The 16,635-nt window shown below is 70.0% G+C and carries 16 protein-coding genes and 1 pseudogene; 15 read left to right on the top strand and 2 right to left on the bottom strand.

Annotated elements, in window-relative coordinates; translation table 11 throughout:
* Window positions 1–2 precede the first annotated feature (2 nt).
* From ABXJ52_RS32545 to ABXJ52_RS32495, 11 genes are read left to right on the top strand one after another with little or no spacing between them, the layout of a single operon-like run.
* Entirely contained in the window at window positions 3–1,214 is a 1,212-nt protein-coding gene (locus tag ABXJ52_RS32545; protein ID WP_367049435.1) for a glycosyltransferase, read from the top strand.
* Window positions 1,211–2,461 carry a class I SAM-dependent methyltransferase gene (locus ABXJ52_RS32540; protein ID WP_367046995.1) on the top strand — a complete coding sequence of 417 codons (1,251 nt, stop codon included), beginning with the start codon at window positions 1,211–1,213 and terminating at the stop codon, window positions 2,459–2,461. Before ABXJ52_RS32545 ends, ABXJ52_RS32540 begins: the two co-directional genes overlap by 4 nt.
* A complete protein-coding gene (locus ABXJ52_RS32535; protein WP_367046993.1) occupies window positions 2,458–3,252 on the top strand; it encodes a glucose-1-phosphate cytidylyltransferase in 795 nt (264 codons plus the stop codon). Before ABXJ52_RS32540 ends, ABXJ52_RS32535 begins: the two co-directional genes overlap by 4 nt.
* A complete protein-coding gene (locus tag ABXJ52_RS32530; protein WP_367046992.1) occupies window positions 3,249–3,911 on the top strand; it encodes a PIG-L family deacetylase in 663 nt (220 codons plus the stop codon). The genes ABXJ52_RS32535 and ABXJ52_RS32530 overlap by 4 nt, the downstream gene beginning before the upstream one ends.
* A 3-nt stretch (window positions 3,912–3,914) precedes the next feature.
* A complete protein-coding gene (locus ABXJ52_RS32525; RefSeq protein ID WP_367046991.1) occupies window positions 3,915–4,940 on the top strand; it encodes an SDR family oxidoreductase in 1,026 nt (341 codons plus the stop codon).
* Complete coding sequence (locus ABXJ52_RS32520; RefSeq protein ID WP_367046989.1) at window positions 4,937–6,211, top strand: DUF4910 domain-containing protein; 1,275 nt, start codon at window positions 4,937–4,939, stop codon at window positions 6,209–6,211. Before ABXJ52_RS32525 ends, ABXJ52_RS32520 begins: the two co-directional genes overlap by 4 nt.
* 5 nt (window positions 6,212–6,216) lie before the next feature.
* Complete coding sequence (locus ABXJ52_RS32515) at window positions 6,217–7,500, top strand: hypothetical protein (protein WP_367046987.1); 1,284 nt, start codon at window positions 6,217–6,219, stop codon at window positions 7,498–7,500.
* Window positions 7,497–8,444 carry a glycosyltransferase family 2 protein gene (locus tag ABXJ52_RS32510; RefSeq protein WP_367046985.1) on the top strand — a complete coding sequence of 316 codons (948 nt, stop codon included), beginning with the start codon at window positions 7,497–7,499 and terminating at the stop codon, window positions 8,442–8,444. The genes ABXJ52_RS32515 and ABXJ52_RS32510 overlap by 4 nt, the downstream gene beginning before the upstream one ends.
* Window positions 8,441–9,667 (top strand): polysaccharide pyruvyl transferase family protein, encoded by a 1,227-nt coding sequence (locus ABXJ52_RS32505; RefSeq protein WP_367046982.1) that lies wholly within the window; start codon window positions 8,441–8,443, stop codon window positions 9,665–9,667. Before ABXJ52_RS32510 ends, ABXJ52_RS32505 begins: the two co-directional genes overlap by 4 nt.
* On the top strand, window positions 9,664–10,215 hold the full coding sequence (locus ABXJ52_RS32500) for a dTDP-4-dehydrorhamnose 3,5-epimerase family protein (RefSeq protein WP_367046980.1): 552 nt from the start codon (window positions 9,664–9,666) through the stop codon (window positions 10,213–10,215). The genes ABXJ52_RS32505 and ABXJ52_RS32500 overlap by 4 nt, the downstream gene beginning before the upstream one ends.
* 7 nt (window positions 10,216–10,222) lie before the next feature.
* Window positions 10,223–11,551 carry a glutamate-1-semialdehyde 2,1-aminomutase gene (locus tag ABXJ52_RS32495; RefSeq protein ID WP_367046978.1) on the top strand — a complete coding sequence of 443 codons (1,329 nt, stop codon included), beginning with the start codon at window positions 10,223–10,225 and terminating at the stop codon, window positions 11,549–11,551.
* Window positions 11,552–11,580: 29 nt separating this feature from the next.
* Here the strand turns inward: ABXJ52_RS32495 and ABXJ52_RS32490 are convergent, their stop codons facing one another.
* Entirely contained in the window at window positions 11,581–12,246 is a 666-nt protein-coding gene (locus ABXJ52_RS32490) for a phosphatase PAP2 family protein (protein WP_367046975.1), read from the bottom strand.
* Window positions 12,247–12,391: 145 nt separating this feature from the next.
* A pseudogene (locus tag ABXJ52_RS32485) lies at window positions 12,392–12,586 on the bottom strand (hypothetical protein); the annotation flags it as partial.
* A gap of 512 nt (window positions 12,587–13,098) precedes the next feature.
* On the opposite strand from ABXJ52_RS32485, the gene ABXJ52_RS32480 reads away from it, so the two are divergent.
* The 4 genes from ABXJ52_RS32480 (at window position 13,099) to ABXJ52_RS32465 (ending at window position 16,621) form a co-directional block, all read left to right on the top strand.
* On the top strand, window positions 13,099–13,428 hold the full coding sequence (locus ABXJ52_RS32480; RefSeq protein ID WP_367046972.1) for a hypothetical protein: 330 nt from the start codon (window positions 13,099–13,101) through the stop codon (window positions 13,426–13,428).
* 58 nt (window positions 13,429–13,486) lie between these two features.
* A complete protein-coding gene (locus ABXJ52_RS32475; RefSeq protein ID WP_367046970.1) occupies window positions 13,487–13,798 on the top strand; it encodes a pore-forming ESAT-6 family protein in 312 nt (103 codons plus the stop codon).
* 85 nt (window positions 13,799–13,883) lie between these two features.
* Window positions 13,884–14,276, top strand: coding sequence for a DUF6507 family protein (locus ABXJ52_RS32470; protein WP_367046969.1), 393 nt, complete (start codon window positions 13,884–13,886; stop codon window positions 14,274–14,276).
* Entirely contained in the window at window positions 14,273–16,621 is a 2,349-nt protein-coding gene (locus ABXJ52_RS32465; protein WP_367046968.1) for a hypothetical protein, read from the top strand. Before ABXJ52_RS32470 ends, ABXJ52_RS32465 begins: the two co-directional genes overlap by 4 nt.
* The last annotated feature ends 14 nt before the right edge of the window (window positions 16,622–16,635 follow it).

The following is a 16,635-nucleotide window of genomic DNA, read 5'->3' as shown; positions in this document are numbered from 1 at the left end:
GCATGCACGTCCTCGTGGTGCACAACCGCTACGCCTCGGCGCAGCCGAGCGGTGAGAACAAGGTCGTCGACCAGGAGGTGGCGCTGCTGCGCGCGGCCGGCCACCGGGTCGAGGTGTTCGAGCGGCGCAGCGACGACATCGCCGCCCGCTCCCTCCTGTCCAAGGCGACCGTTCCGCTGCTCGTGCCGTGGAACCCTGCGGTCCGCAAGGAGCTCGCCGCCCGGCTCCGCGCCGAGCGGCCGGACGTCGTCCACGTGCACAACGTCTTCCCGCTCCTGTCCCCCGCGGTCCTCGCCGCCTGCGCCGACGCGGGCGTGCCCGCCGTCGCCACGCTGCACAACTACACCCAGGTCTGCCCGCCCGGCACACTGCAGCGGGACGGCAGGCCGTGCACCGAGTGCGTCGGGACGGCGGCGCCGCTGCCCGCCGTGCGGCACGGCTGCTACCGCGACTCCCGGCTCGCGACGGTGCCGCTGGCGCTGAGCCTCTCGGTCAACCGGCGGCGGTGGTGGTCCGGCGTGGAGCGGTTCTTCTGCATCTCCGCCGCGCAGCGCGACGTCCTGGTGGAATCCGGCATGCCGGCCGAACGCCTCGCGGTGAAGCACAACTTCGTGCCCGAGCCGGAGATCCGCCGCGAGGGCGCGGGCGAGCATCTGCTCTATCTCGGCCGGCTCGCGGAGGCCAAGGGCGTGCGGCTTCTCATGGCCGCGTGGGACGAGATCGCCGCGGACGGCGGTGTGGGTGTGCCACTCGTCATCGCCGGCGCGGGGCCGCTGGAGCGGGAGGTTAGGGCCTGGGCCGCGGGCCGGGACGACGTGCGCTGCGTCGGCCTGTGCGACACGGCGGAGAGCCAGAAGGCCATCGCGCGGGCGGTGGCCGTGGTGGCTCCCTCGACGTGGCTGGAGGCGTTCGGTCTGGTCGTCGTGGAGGCGATGGCGGCGGGGGTCCCGACCGTCGCCGCGGGGCACGGCGCCTTCGTCGAACTGGTCGAGGACGGCGTGAGCGGGCTGCTGCACCGGCCGGGCGAGGCCACCTCGCTCGCGAACTGCGTACGCCGGGTCACGGTCGACGCGGCCCGCAACCAGGAGATGGGCCGGGCCGCCAGGCGCCGGTACGAGCAGGGGTTCAGCCCTGCCGTCGGCCTTGAGCGCCTGATGGAGGGGTACCGCTCCGCGATCGCGGGCCGGACGGAATCAATGGGGGGCAGCAAATGACACGTTGCCGACTCTGCGGCTCGGCGGCGCTGGAGAGCGTCGTCGATCTGGGGGCGACACCGCCGTGCGAGAGCTTTCTCGCCACGGACCAACTGGACGGTCCTGAGCCTGCGTACCCGCTGCATCTGCGGGTCTGCACGGAGTGCTGGCTCACGCAGATACCGCCGCTGATCACTCCGGAGGAGACGTTCAGCGAGTACGCGTACTTCTCCTCCTTCTCGACCTCCTGGGTGGAGCACGCGCGTACGTTCGTCGCCGACGCCGTACAGCGGGCGGGTATCGGCCGCGACGCCTTCGTGGTCGAAGTCGCGAGCAACGACGGATATCTGCTGAAGCACGTGGTGGACCGGGGGATCCGCTGCCTGGGGATCGAGCCTTCGGTGAACGTCGGCGCCGCCGCGCGCGACGCGGGCGTGCCCACGCTCACGGAGTTCCTCAGCCCGAACACCGCATCGGCCGTCCGCGCCGAACACGGCCCGGCGGACCTGGTCGTGGCCAACAACGTGTACGCGCACATCCCCGACGTCGTCGGGTTCACCCAGGGTCTGCGCTCGCTGGTCGCCGACGACGGCTGGGTCTCCATCGAGGTGCAGCATCTGCTGACCCTGATCGAGGAGAACCAGTACGACACGATCTACCACGAGCACTTCCAGTACTACACGGTCGCGTCCGCGATCCGGGCGCTCGCGAGCGGTGGACTCGCCCTCGTGGACGTCGAGTTGCTGCCCACGCACGGCGGCTCCATCCGGCTCTGGGCCCGGCCCGCCGAGGTGGCCGGCGAGCCCACGCAACGGGTGACCGACGTGCTGGCGCGGGAGAAGGCCGCCGGGCTGCAGGAGCTGTCGGGTTACACCGAGTTCTCCGCCCGGGTGGCCAAGGTGCGCCGCGATCTGCTCAAGTTCCTCATCACGGCGGCCGAGCGCGGTGAGACGGTCGTCGGCTACGGCGCGCCGGGCAAGGGCAACACCCTGCTCAACCACTGCGGCATCCGGCCCGACCTGCTCGCGTACACGGTCGACCGCAATCCCTACAAGCACGGCCGCTTCACGCCGGGCACCCGCGTCCCGGTCCTGGCGCCCGAGCAGATAGCCGCCGACCGGCCGGACTACGTGCTCGTCCTGCCCTGGAACCTGCGGGCCGAGCTCGTCGAGCAGCTGTCCTACGTACACGACTGGGGCGGCCGTCTGGTCTTCCCGATCCCTGAACTCAGCATCGTCGAGGCCCCATCTGGAAAGGCCACAGCATGAAGGTCGTACTGTTCTGCGGCGGTTACGGGATGCGGATGCGCAGCGGCGCCGCCGACGACGTGCCCAAGCCGATGGCGATGGTCGGCCCCAGGCCGCTGATCTGGCATGTCATGCGCTACTACGCGCACTTCGGGCACACGGAGTTCATCCTGTGTCTCGGATATGGGGCGCACCACATCAAGAACTTCTTCCTCAACTACGAGGAGACGACGTCCAACGACTTCGTGCTGCGCGGTGGGCGGACCGAACTCCTCTCCACCGACATATCGGACTGGACGATCACGTTCGCGCAGACCGGCATCGAGTCGCCGATCGGCGAGCGGCTTCGCCGGGTGCGGCACCACCTGGACGGCGACGAGATGTTCCTCGCCAACTACGCCGACGTACTCACCGACGCCCCGCTGCCGCAGATGATCGACCGGTTCGCCCGGCGTGACGCCGGCGCGTCGATGATGGTCGTGCCGCCGCAGTCCTCGTTCCACTGCGTGGAGCTGGGCGAGGACGGCCTGGTGGGGGGCATCACCGCGGTGAGCGACCTGCCGCTGTGGGAGAACGGCGGCTACTTCGTGCTCCGTAGGGAAGTCTTCGACCACATACCGGAGAACGGTGACCTGGTCGCCGACGGGTGTGCCCAACTGGCCAAGCGGGGCCGCCTCGTGGCGCACCAGCACCGCGGTTTCTGGAAGCCGACCGACACCGTGAAGGAGCGGGCCGCGCTCGACTCCGCCTACGCACGGGGCGACCGCCCGTGGGCCGTGTGGGAGCGGGACCCCGCCGGGGTGGGCGCGTGATCCGGCTCGGGTCCGGGCGCCTGGAGCGGATCGTCGCGGTGGGCGCGCACTGTGACGACATCGCGATCGGCGCGGGCGGCACGCTCCTCACGATGTGTCTCGCGCGGCCGGGGATCCGTGTCGACGCGCTGGTGCTCTCCGGTGGTGGCGGTGAGCGTGAGCAGGAGGAGCGGGCCGCGCTCGCCGCCTTCTGTCCCGGGGCGGATCTGCGGCTCACCGTGCTCAAGCTGCCGGACGGCCGGATGCCCGTGCACTGGGACGAGGCCAAGGCCGCGGTCGAGGAACTGCGCGGGCAGACCGAGCCGGACCTGGTCCTGGCCCCGCGCACGGACGACGCGCACCAGGACCACCGCGGCCTGGCGCTGCTGATGCCCACCGCCTTCCGCGACCACCTCGTGCTCGGCTACGAGATCGTCAAGTGGGACGGCGACCTGGGCCGCATGGCCGCGTATCAGCCGCTGTCCACGGAGACCGCCGAACACAAGGTGCGGCTGCTGCAGGAGCACTACCCCTCGCAGCGGCACCGGCCCTGGTACGACCGGGAGGCCTTCCTCGGGCTCGCGCGGATCCGCGGCATCGAATGCCACGCGCGGTACGCCGAGGCGTTCGCCGTCACCAAACTCACGCTCGATCTCGGCACTTGCGATCTGGAGGAATGAACCTTGCGCGTACTGCTCACCGGACACCAGGGCTACTTGGGCACCGTGATGGCCCCGGTACTCACGGCCGCCGGACACGAAGTCGTCGGCCTTGACGCCGGTCTGTTCGCCGACTGCGTGCTCGGCCCGCCGCCCGCGGACCCGCAGGGGCACCGGGTGGACCTGCGCGACGTCACAGCCGAACACGTCGCCGGCGTGGACGCCGTGATCCACCTGGCCGCGCTCTCCAACGACCCGCTGGGGTCACTCGCGCCGGAGCTCACCTACGACATCAACCACCACGCGTCCGTACGCCTTGCCCGGCTGGCCCGCGACGCCGGAGTGCGGCGCTTCCTGTACGCGTCGACCTGTTCCGTCTACGGCGCGGCGGGGGGCGGCGACCTGGTGGGCGAGGACGCCCCGCTGCGCCCGGTGACGCCGTACGCGGAGTCCAAGGTCCGGGTGGAGGACGATCTGCACGCGCTCGCGGACGGCGACTTCAGCCCGGTGTTCATGCGCAACGCCACCGCCTTCGGCTACTCCCCCAGGCTGCGCGCCGACATCGTCCTGAACAACCTGGTGGGTCACGCGCTCCTGTCCGGCGAGGTGCTCGTGCTCTCCGACGGCACGCCCTGGCGCCCGCTGGTGCACGCCGCCGACATCGCGCGGGCCTTCACAGCCGCGCTCGACGCGCCTCAAGAGGCGGTGCACGACCGGGCGTTCAACATCGGCAGCGAGGTCAACAACGTCACGGTCGCCGAGATCGCCGAGCAGGTCGCCGACGCGGTGTCCGGCGCGAAGGTGCGGATCACCGGCGAGAACGGCGCCGACCCGCGGTCCTACCGGGTGGACTTCTCCCGCTTCCGCGCCGCGATTCCCGGCTTCGACTGCGAGTGGACGGTGCAGCAGGGCGCGCTCGAACTCGCCGATGCCTACCGTAAGTTCGACCTGACCCGGGAGGACTTCGAGCAGCGCTTCACCCGCCTCGCCGTGTTGCGCGCGGCGTCCGAGGCCGGTGCGGTCGACGACACCCTGCGGCGGCGCCGATGACGCAGGCCGGTGAGGAGATGCACGCTCTGGTGGAGCGGTTGTACCCGCTCTGCCGGAGCATCACCGGCGACGGCGTGCGCGCCACCCTGGACATCGTCGGCGAGTACGTCCCGTTGCAGGTGCACGAGGTGCCGACCGGGACGCAGGTGCTCGACTGGACGGTGCCGCAGGAGTGGAACATCCGCGACGCGTACATCGCCGACACCGAGGGCCGGCGGATCGTCGACTTCGCCGAGTCCAGCCTGCACGTGCTCGGTTACAGCGTGCCGGTGTCGGCGACCATGCCGCTGTCCGAGCTGCGTGAACACCTGCACACCCTTCCGGACCACCCGAGCTGGGTGCCGTACCGCACGAGTTACTACAAGCCGGAGTGGGGATTCTGCCTGGCCCAGGAGACCCTGGACGCGATGCCGGACGGCGATTACGAGGTCCGCGTCGACTCGACCCTCGCCGACGGCCATCTCACCTACGCCGAGCACGTGGTCCCCGGTCAGGTGCCCGACGAGGTGATCGTCTCCTGCCACCTCTGCCATCCCTCGCTGGCCAACGACAACCTGGCGGGCATCGCGGTGGCGACGTACCTGGCAAGGGAGTTGGCCACGACGACTCCGTACTACACCTACCGGTTCATCTACGCGCCCGGCACCGTCGGGGCCATCACCTGGCTGGCCCGCAACAAGGAGCGGATGGAGCAGGTCAAGCACGGCCTCGTGCTCGCCTGCGCGGGTGACTCGGGCCAACTGACGTACAAACAGAGCAGGCGCGGCGACGCGGAGATCGACCGGGTACTGCGGCACGTCCTTTCCGCCTCCGAACGCCCGCACTCCGTCAACGAGTTCACTCCGTACGGCTACGACGAGCGGCAGTACTGCTCCCCCGGGTTCAACCTCGGCGTGGGCTCGCTCAGCCGGACCCCGTACGCCGGATACCCCGAGTACCACACCTCGGCGGACAACCCGGACTTCGTGTCGGCGGAGGCGATGGCGGACACCCTCGCCGTCTGCCGCGAGGCGTTCGCCGTCCTCGACCGCAACCGGCGCTATCTGAACCTCAGCCCTTACGGCGAACCGCAGTTGGGCCGTCGCGGGTTGTACGACGCGCTCGGCGGGCGCAGCGACACCAAGCAGGCGCAGATGGCCATGCTCTGGGTGCTCAACCTCTCGGACGGCGAGCACAGTCTGCTCGACGTCGCCGAACGGTCGGGGCTGTCCTTCGACACCGTCGCCGTCGCGGCCGACGCCCTGCACGCCGCCGGGCTGATCAAAGCGTGACGCCGATGACCACCGGGGAGGAGAAGACGGCCCGGCCCACCGCCAGGCGGGCCATCCTCGGCCGGCTGTCCTGGGGCCTGGCCGACCAGGCGGCCTCCAGCCTGTCCAACTTCGCGGTGGGGATCTACGTGGCCCGCTCCCTTGGCCTGACCGCGTTCGGCGTGTTCAGCCTGGCCTGGGTGACCTACGGAGTGGTCCTCAGCGTCTCCCGCGGCCTGGCCACCGATCCGCTCGTGGTGCGCTTCAGCGGCGTGTCCGACACGTCCTGGCGCGGGGCGGTGGCCCGTTCGTCGGGCACCGCGCTCGGCGTCGGTGCCGTGATCGGTGCCGCGTGTCTGGTGATCGGCCTCGCCCTCGGCGGTCAGGTGGGGCCCGCGTTCGCCGGGCTCGGTCTGATGCTGCCGGGGCTGCTGTTGCAGGACGCCTGGCGGTACTCGTTCTTCGCCGCGGGCAACGGCCGTAAGGCGTTCGTGAACGACGTCGTGTGGGGCGTCGCGCTCGTTCCCGCCATGGTGGTGGCGGCCCGCGTGGGCACCGTGACCGCCTTCGTGCTCGCCTGGGGCGCGTCCGCCGCGGTGGCCGCGGTGTACGGCTGTTTCCAGTCCGGCATACGGCCCCGGCTCACCGGCGGGCGCGCGTGGCTGCACGAGCACCGCGATCTCAGCTACCGGTATCTGGTCGAGAACGTCGGCGTCAGCGGCGCCAGCCAGCTGCGCGCCTACGGGCTCGGCGCGATCGTCGGGGTCGGCGCGGTGGGTGTGATCCGGGGCGCCGAGCTGCTGCTCGGCCCGTTCCTCGCCGTGCTGATGGGGCTGACGCTGGTCACCGTCGCGGAGGCGGCACGGATGCTGCGCCAGGCCCCGCACCGGCTCGGCAGGTTCTGCCTCCTCCTCGGCGGCGGACAGGCCGTCGGCGCGCTGCTCTGGGGCTCGGTGCTGCTCCTGATGCCGGACCGCCTGGGCGAGCTCGTCCTCGGTGACGTCTGGAGCTCCGCCGCACAGATCATCGTGCCGGTCACGCTCGGCGTCGCGGGCGCCGGCCTCGGCACCGGCGCGGCGGCCGGACTTCGCGCGCTCGCCGCGGCCCGGCGCAGCCTGCGCTGCCAGCTGTTCGCCTCGACCTTCTACGTCAGCGGCGGGCTCGGCGGGGCGGTCGTGGCCGGCACCGTCGGCTCGGCCTGGGGCGTCGCCGCCGCGGCCGCCTGCAGCTCTGCCGTGTGGTGGCTGCAACTGCGGTCCGCTCTGCGCGAGCGCCGCCTGAACCCCATCCCCGAAGTGAGGACGCAATGACCGCCCATCCCCGGTTGAGCATCGGCCTGCCCGTCTACAACGGCGAGGAGTACCTCGCCGAATCGCTCGACGCTCTGCTCGGCCAGACCTACGAGGACTTCGAGCTGGTCGTCACCGACAACGCCTCGACCGACAAGACCCAGGACATCTGCCGCGAGTACGCCGCGCGGGACTCGCGCATCCGGTACATCCGGCTGCTGCGGAACATCGGCGCCGCGCCGAACCACAACTACGTCTTCACCCAGTGCCGCGGCGAGCTGTTCAAGTGGGCCTCGCACGACGACCTGTACGCCCGGGACCTGCTGCGGCGCTGCGTCGAGGCGCTCGACGAACGCCCTGACGTGATCCTCGCCCACGCCGACCAGGCGGTCATCGACGGCGACGGCAAGGTGACGGTCCCCTACGCGTACACGCTCGCCACCGACTCGCCGCGCGCACCGGAGCGCTTCCGCAGCATGCTGTTCGAGCCCGGCGGCGACGACTTCTACGGCGTGATACGGGCCGACGTGCTGCGCCGGGTGAAGCCGCACGACAGCTATCACCATGCGGACCGCACGTTCGTCGCCGAGATCGCCCTGCACGGACCCTTCCACCAGGTGCCGGAGCTGCTGTACTTCCGCCGCGACCACCCCACCCGCGCAGAGCGGGCGAACCCGTCCAAGCGGTCGAGGTGCGTCAACCTTGACCCGCGCCGGGCGGGCCCCCTGCACCCCACGCCCCGGCTCCTCGCCGAGTACGTATGGGGCTTCGTCGCGGCGATCCAGCGGGCGCCGTTGTCCGCCGCGGACCGGCGCGCGTGCTACGGACACCTGGCCGCGTGGATGACCAGCCGGACCCGGCCCGGCGCCGGCGAGCGGGTCGAGGACCGTGCCCCGGTCGACCCGGCCCTGATCACCGTCTCCGTCGACGCCCTCGTCGCCGGCCGTGAAGGGCGGCGGACATGACCTCCGAAGACGGAAAGACGCCGCGTGTCGGGCTGTTCGGTCTGCTCGGCGCGGGCAACGTCGGCAACAACGGGTCGCTCGAAGCCGTGCTCGGGTACCTGCGGGCCGAGCACCCGGACGCGCTCGTGGACGCGATGTGCGGCGGGCCCGAGGACGTCACGGCCCGATACCGGATCCCCGCCACGCGGTTGAACTGGTACCGCGGGGAGTACCGGACCGCGTCGCGTGCGGGCGCGATCGCGGCCAAGGGTCTGGGCAAACTCGTCGACGCCGTCCGCACCGCGGCATGGGTGCGCCGGCACGACGTGGTGATCGTGCCGGGCACGGGCGTCCTGGAGACCACGCTGCCGCTGCGGCCGTGGGGCTTCCCCTACTCGTTGTTCCTGCTCTGCGCGACCGGACGGCTGTTGGGCACCCGGGTCGCGCTGGTCAGCGTCGGCGCGGGGCCGATCGGCAACCGGCCGACCCGGACCCTGGTGCGCTGGTCGGCCCGGCTTGCCGCCTACCGGTCGTACCGCGACGACCATTCCCGCGATGCGATGCGGGCGATGGACGTGGACACTTCGCGCGACGAGGTCTACGAGGACCTCGTGTTCGCCCTGCCGACGCCGTCGGCGAGCGTGCCGTCGGGGCCGCCGGGACCGGTCTGCGTCGGCGTCATGGACTTCCACGGCAACAACGACGAACGTGCGAGGGCCGTGCACATCAATCGGCGCTACCTCGACGGGACGACCGCGTTCGTGCGCGCCCTGGTCGAGGACGGCAGGGCGGTCCGTCTTGTCACCGGCGACGAACTCGACCGGCCGGTGGTCGACGCGATCCTCGACGCGGTCGACTCACCCCTGGTCACCGCGGCCGAGACCGCCTCGCTCGACGATCTGATGAAGGAGATGGCGGCCGCCGACACGGTCGTTGCGACCCGGTACCACAACCTGATCTGCGCGCTGAAGGTCGGCACACCGACCCTCGCCATCAGCTACTCGGCGAAGAGCGACGCGCTCATGGCCCGGATGGGGCTCGGCGCGTACTGCCACCCGGCCCGCGAGGCGGACGCCGGCCAGCTGCTGGACAAGTTCCGGACGCTGGAGCGGAGTTCGGCCGAGGTACGACGGGCCCTCACCGAGCAGAACCTGCTCGCGGCCCGACGCCTGGAGGACCAGTTCACCGCCTTGTCCGCGGCCCTGTTCCCGGCGAGCGACCACACCCTGCGGGAGGCAAAGTGAAGGTGACCGAAGTCCCGGCGATCGAGGGCGCGTACCTCTTCGAGCCGACGCCGTACGCCGACGAGCGAGGCTTCTTCTGCCGCACCTTCGACGTCGACGTGGTGCGCTCGGTGGGCATCGACCCGGGCGCCTTCGTCCAGGACAGCCTGTCCCGCTCGGTCCGGGGCGTGGTGCGCGGTCTGCACCTGCGCTCCGGTGCCGGCGAGGCCAAGCTGGTGCGCTGCTCGTACGGGAGCGTCTTCGACGTCGTCGTGGACCTGCGGCCGGACTCACCGACCTACCTCGGCCGGGCCTTCTTCGAACTGTCCGGCGAGACGCAGACGACCCTGTACATCCCGGCGGGATGCGCGCACGGCTTCCAGGCGCTGACCGAGACCGCCGACACCTCGTACCGCATCGACCGCCCGCACGACCCGGCCGAGGACGTGACGATCGCCTTCGACGACCCGGAGCTCGCCATACCGTGGCCGCTGCCGGTCACGTCGATGTCCCAGCGGGACCGGGAGGCGCCGAGCCTCGCCGCGGCCCTGAAGCAGAAGGAGAGCTGAAGTCGCTGTGGACACCGAAGAGTCGCATCTGCCCAAGTCGCGTCTTGCGAACGAGCGGCTGCACGCCGCGATCCCCGGGGGCGCGCACACGTACGCCAAGGGCGACGACCAGTACCCCGAGAACCTGGCCCCGGTCATCAGCCACGGCCACGGTGCCCACGTGTGGGACGTCGACGGCAACCGCTACATCGAGTACGGCTCCGGTCTGCGGTCGGTCAGCCTCGGCCACGCCCATCCGCGCGTGATCGAAGCGGTGCGGCGCGAACTCGACCGTGGCAGCAACTTCGTCCGGCCTTCCCTCGTGGAGGCCGAGGCCGCTGAACACTTCCTGGCCACCGTGCCGACCGCCGAGATGGTGAAGTTCGCGAAGAACGGCTCCGACGCCACCACCGCCGCGGTGCGCCTCGCCCGCGCCGCCACGGGGCGCCCGCGCGTGGCCATCTGCGGCGACCATCCGTTCTTCTCCGTCGACGACTGGTTCATCGGTACGACGCCGATGTCCGCCGGCATTCCCGCGGCGACCACCGATCTCACGGTGTCCTTTCCGTACGGGGACCTGGCCGCCACGGAAGAGCTCCTCTCCCGGCACCGGGGCGAGATCGCCTGCCTGATCCTCGAACCGGCCACCACACACACCGAGCCGCCGCACGGCTACCTCACGGGCCTGCGCGAACTGGCCGACCGACACGGCTGCGTACTGGTCTTCGACGAGATGATCACCGGCTTCCGCTGGTCCGAGTCGGGCGCCCAGGGCCTGTACGGCGTGACCCCCGACCTCTCCACGTTCGGCAAGGCGCTGGGCAACGGGTTCGCCGTCTCCGCGCTCGCCGGGCGGCGCGAGCTGATGGAGCGGGGCGGGCTGCGGCACTCCGGCGACCGGGTGTTCCTGCTGTCCACCACGCACGGCGCGGAAACACACTCGCTGGCCGCCGCGATGGCCGTGCAGTCCACTTACGCCGAGGAGGGCATCACCGCCCAACTTCACGCTGTGGGCGAGCGGTTGGCGGCCGGGGTCCGCGAGGCAGCGGCCGGCATGGGCGTCGGCGACCACGTCGTCGTCCGGGGCCGGGCCAGCAACCTGGTCTTCGCCACCCTCGACGCGAACGGGCAGCCCTCGCAGCAGTACCGCACCCTGTTCCTGCGCCGGCTGCTCGCGGGCGGCATCCTTGCCCCGTCGTTCGTGGTGAGCAGCGCGCTCAGCGACGCCGACATCGACCACACCGTGGACGTGGTGGCCCAGGCATGTGCGGTGTACCGGAAGGCACTTGACGCCGGTGATCCCTCCCCTTGGGTGGGCGGGCGGCCGGTGAAGCCGGTGTTCCGCCGCTTGGCGTGAGCTGGTGTGTGAGGTGACGTGATGCGCCGTCAGCGGCGCTTCCGCCGAAGGGCGTCGGCCGCCAGGTCGACCAGCCACGCGATCGCCGGTACGACGGCCAGCGCGGTGCACCAGCCGCCGAGTACGTCGGTCGGGTAGTGCGCGCCCAGGGAGACCTGCGCCCAGCCCATGGCGGCGCCGGTGACCAGCGCCGCTCCGAGCACGAGCAGCATGCCGGCCGCCCGGCCGAGGCCGAGCCGCCCTGCCGCGAGCAGCGCCACCATGAGGGCGAGTGCGGTGAGGAAGGCGGTGTGCCCGCTCGGATAGGACAGGTTGCCGTCGCCGTGGATGGTGCGCCCCACCAGGGGTTTGACCAGTGTCGTCGCCCCCACGGTCACGACGACCCCGGCCACGACGAGCACCGCTGCGCGGGGCCGCCGAAGCAGCAGACAGCCCGTCACGGCAAGCACGAGCAGCATCGCCGCTCCGGCGGGCTCCGCCAAGAAGTCCGTGGCCAGGGCGAGGCCGCGCCATGGCGGCCGCACGCTGTCGTCCGTGGGCTGGATGAACCACCTGTCCACGGAGCCGGACCGACCGTGACCGGCGTACAGGACCCCGAGCGTGACGACCACCAGCGCGGCGAGGACGGCGATGAAACCGAGCGGCGCGCGCAGTGAAGGGGGCAACGACGGGGGCAGCGCCGCGGGCCGATCCAAGCACTCCACCAAGCCCAACGCCCCCTCGCCGTGAGCCACTTGGCCCCCGCCGTAAGCCACTTGGCCCGCGCAGGAGCCACCGTCCGGAGCAGCCGTGCCGTCCGGAGCGGCCCGGAACCGCCAGGCCACTGAGCCACCTTAACGACTACCCGACGCGCTCGATCCGCGCCTCGCGGATGAGGAACTTCCCGGACTCGCGCACCTCCTCGAACGCCGCGTTGTTGAGCAGAACACAGCTGCCCGACGTCGAAGTGACCTCCACCGTGGTGGACTTGGAGTTGTCCAGGTTCGTCACCTTCAGCTGCGTACCGACCGGGAACGCGGCAGCGACGCTGCCACCGCAGAAGCGCCGTCGCCGGCCCGTCACTGCACCAGCACTCGTCGGCCAACGAGCCAACGAGTAACTCGAATTGCTCGCTCCTCGGCCGTGCAAGCTGGGCATCGGGAACGCCTGGACTCGACGACCAGGTGTACAGGCACTGCTCCGCAGGCAGCGCTTCTGACTGCATCGACCGCCGGTTACGTCTTGCATCAGGCCTCGTCGCGCCCTTCCCGCGACGCAAGGTCCCGGCCACGTAACTCCCCTCAGCGCCTACCGGCGCGGCCCGATCCCTGTGGGGCCGAACTGACACGCTGCTGGTGAGCACGGAGTTGGGTTGCGTAAACCAGGACGCCGTTGCCGACGCCATGCGACAGATCACGCCACTTCAGTCCAAACGACGTTGCGTCTGCAACGCGCGATGGGAGAGGATGTTCGATACGCTACGGGGCGTGAGTGATGCGTGCGGCTCCCGTGACTCACAGACGACGAGCGGCGCACACCATAAGTTGGCGACTTACGGGGGTGGACTCATGAAGTTCGACATGGGAGACACGACTCTCGCGGTGCTGGGGAAGAGCACGGTGGGGTCCAGCGACGATCTCGGGACGCTGATCAGTCTGCTGGTCCAGGCGGCGGAGCCGCTGGAGGGCAAGTTCAACGGGGCGGGCAAAGCGACCTTCGACTCGTTCAAGTTGCGGGCGGACGAGATCACTTCGGATCTGAACGGTGCGCTGTCCTCAATTCTGGGCGGCCAGGCGGGCATGGACACCGCGTTCGGCTCCGGTGACCAGGAGCAGTCCGACAACGCCCACCAGAACATGGGCGCGGCCAACTTCGACGGCGCCCGCTTCTCGGCCTGATCCTGCCGACTCGACCTGCACGCACACCCAACACTTCGCACACAGGGGGAACTTCGCCATGGCTGGAACCCAGGACCGCCGCTCCTACGACACCGGCGCCTCGGCCGACGTGCAGGGCGGCCTGCAGATCATCATCGGTCAGCTGGAGCTGGTGCTCGGCGACCGTGACCGCGCGGTGAAGGCCGCGATGGCCGACTACCAGGCCGACGGCGTCTCCGACGACTACCACGGCAAGGAAGTCCGCTGGAACAAGGCGGCCAACGAGGTCCGGGAAATCATCCGCCTCGTGCGCACCACACTGGAGCAGAACGACGGCACCGCACAGTCGACGCTCGCGCGGGCGCGCGCGGCGGTCGACAACATCGGCTGACTGCCCGCCTCCTGGAGAGGCGGTGGGGCGCCCGGCCGAGACCAGCGGTATGGGCGACGGGGATCGGGGATGAAGGGGGCTTGTTGTGACGGCTTGGGACATTGATCCTGCCGGAGTGAGCGGCGTTCTGGAGAAGGCGGGTACGGCCGCCGAAGGGCTCGCCAGCGTTGGTGGGCAGATGCAAAAGACGCTGCCGAGCGCGGCGAAGTCGGCGGGGACTGCTGTCGAAGGCGGGCGCGAGGGAGACGGCACACAGGGACCGGTGGCAGCCGCGCTGGGCGTGTTCTTCACGCAGTGGCAGAAGGACCTGACCTATATCGCCAAGCGCGCCGGGAGTTCATTGAACGGCGCGGGCGAGGCAACCACCGCATACATCAAGGGGGACCTGGACATGGCTGCTGACGCCCAGGCCGCCGCCCTGAAGGAACCCAAGATCGACATGCCCGGTGCGGGCACCGGACAAGGCGGTGGCAAGTGAGCGATGCCAAGCTCATTGACTCCGCAGGAATCCCCCAGTTCACCGGGAACCTGGAACAACTGGAACTGGATGCAACGACCCTGACCGCGGAAGCGATCCTGTTCCGCGTCAATGGCGCGCTGGTCCACTCCAACTTCCAGGGATTGTCCGCCTTCTACCAGGCCCCGGAGGCGGAGGATCTGTTCGCCACCACCGCGCCGGTGGCTACCAAGACGGACGCGTTCGCCGACGACCTGGAGAAGGTGTCGCAAGCGCTGACCACCTACGCGGATGAGGTGCGTCCGCTGGCCGCCAAGCTCAAAAGTCTGCAGACCGAGGCCAGCAGTTTCTACTGCAACGACGTCGCGGGTGACGAAGACTGGCGCGAGGACAAGGACAAGGTCCAGCACAACAACGACCTGTGGCACGACGTGAACACCACCATGGACGCGTTCTGGGCGGCCGAACGCGCCTGCCACAACAAGATCACCGCCCTGGTCGGCGGCATCCAGCTCAAGGCCAGCGACGGCGAGAGCAACTGCGGCACCTACGGCTACAAGGCCGAGGACCTCAACCACGCCGAGTCGACGCCCTGGGGCGCTCCGGTCGAGCGGGAATACACCGGATGGGCGGCCGTCCGCCACAACATCAAGAGCTTTGTGTGGGACGGCTTCATCATTGACGGCGTCGTCGGCACGATCAAGGGCCTGGGCACCCTGGTCGGCACGGACGGCTGGGAGGCCGCAGGTCAGGCCTGGACGGGCCTGGCCAAGCTGGCGACCGGCCTTGCCATCACCCTCAGCCCCGCCGGGGCCGCCTACTGGATGGCCCCCAAGGACAAGCTGCCCTCCTGGCTGCGCGATTCGCGTACGGCGGTCACGGAGACAGGCAAGGCCCTGGTTGCCTACGACCAGTGGGGCAAGAACCCCGCACGTGCCGCCGGGGCGGTCTCTTTCAACGTCATCACCACCGTGGCCACCGGGGGCGCGGGCGCAGCTGCCAAGAGCGGTGCCGCCGCGAAGGCCATCTCGGTCGCGGGCAAGGCCGGCCGTCTGGTCGACCCCATCACCTACATCGGGAAGGCCGGCAAGTTCGGCGCCGTCAAGGTAGGCGACCTCTTCGGCAGCCTCAAGAACCTCAACACCGGGGCATACAACGACGTCCTGTCCGGGCAGGGCAAACTCCAGCCCGACGGCACGATCGTAAAGATCCCCGACCGCGTCGAGGTCCTCCCGGACAACACCCTCAAGTACGTGACGGAGAAGGGCGAGACCCGCTACCTCACCCGCGAGGGCGCACTCCTCGACGAGAACCACAAGGTGATCGTCCAGCACGTCGACCAGGTCAAGGTCCAGAGGGCGGCTCCCGAGCGCACCGGAGGGCAGGCCGAAACACCCGCCGTGCGCGCACCGGTTCGTGAGCCGGCGATGGCCGGTGCCCGCTCCGGAGAGGGGGCGGTCGGGGCCGTCGGCCGGACTGGTAACGATATGCCCGTTACCGGCTCCTCCGGCCACGCTGGAGGCAGGACGAACCAGCTACCCAGCGGCGCGGCAGACGACCTCGGTCGTGGCCCGTCCACCAACCATGAACCTGTGCCGAGCCGGCCGCACGACTCGACGCCCTCTCGCGAAGGCAGCGGCACAGGCGGGACAGCCACTGGGGAGGCCCATGTTGCTGGCCATGGCGCTCGTGGAAACGAAGGGCCCAACGGGGCAGGCGCAGCCAATGACAGCTCGAACGAGCCAGCTCACGGCAGCGGATCAGATGATCCGGATACGACCACGTCACACGACACCCAAACGGATGCCAATGAACCGGACGCATCGGCCGAACCACGTCAAGGCGGTACTGGAAGCGACGTCCCCGACTTCACACGACCAGCGCTCCCGCCTGGCAGAACAGAACTGACTCTGCGCGAGTTGCGCAATCTGCGCCCGAGTAAATATCGGAATGACGCAGCCGAAGACTACCTCCGGGAGATGCTCGACGGCAGCCCGGAAAGGCACTACAGAGTGACGCGGCATGACCACCCGTATTACCCGGTCGAGCGCCCAGGAGGGCGAAAGGTCGATGTTCCTGTGGACCTGCCGGACGGGCGTACGCTGGCTGTTGAGGTGAAGCACTACCTGGAATTCCGGACAGTCACACTCGCAGACGGAACGAAGCAGGTCGTCAACGGCGAGGTACCACTGAACAAGGGGATGATGGAGCAGATCAACAAGGATCTGACGCTGCGGCGGCTAGATCCCGGATATGATCCTCGCTGGGTGTTCACTCACGCGCCCCCCTCACAAGCACTCAGAAATTACCTCATACAGGCAAGAATCGTATTCGTTGAATACGGTCCACCCCCCAAGAAGTCTTAACCACACGGAAGGTG

The organism is Streptomyces sp. Je 1-332, assembly GCF_040730185.1.
Lineage (GTDB): Bacteria > Actinomycetota > Actinomycetes > Streptomycetales > Streptomycetaceae > Streptomyces.
The sequence above is the reverse complement of the archived record's forward strand: the minus strand, read 5'-3'. Positions and strand labels throughout refer to the sequence as shown.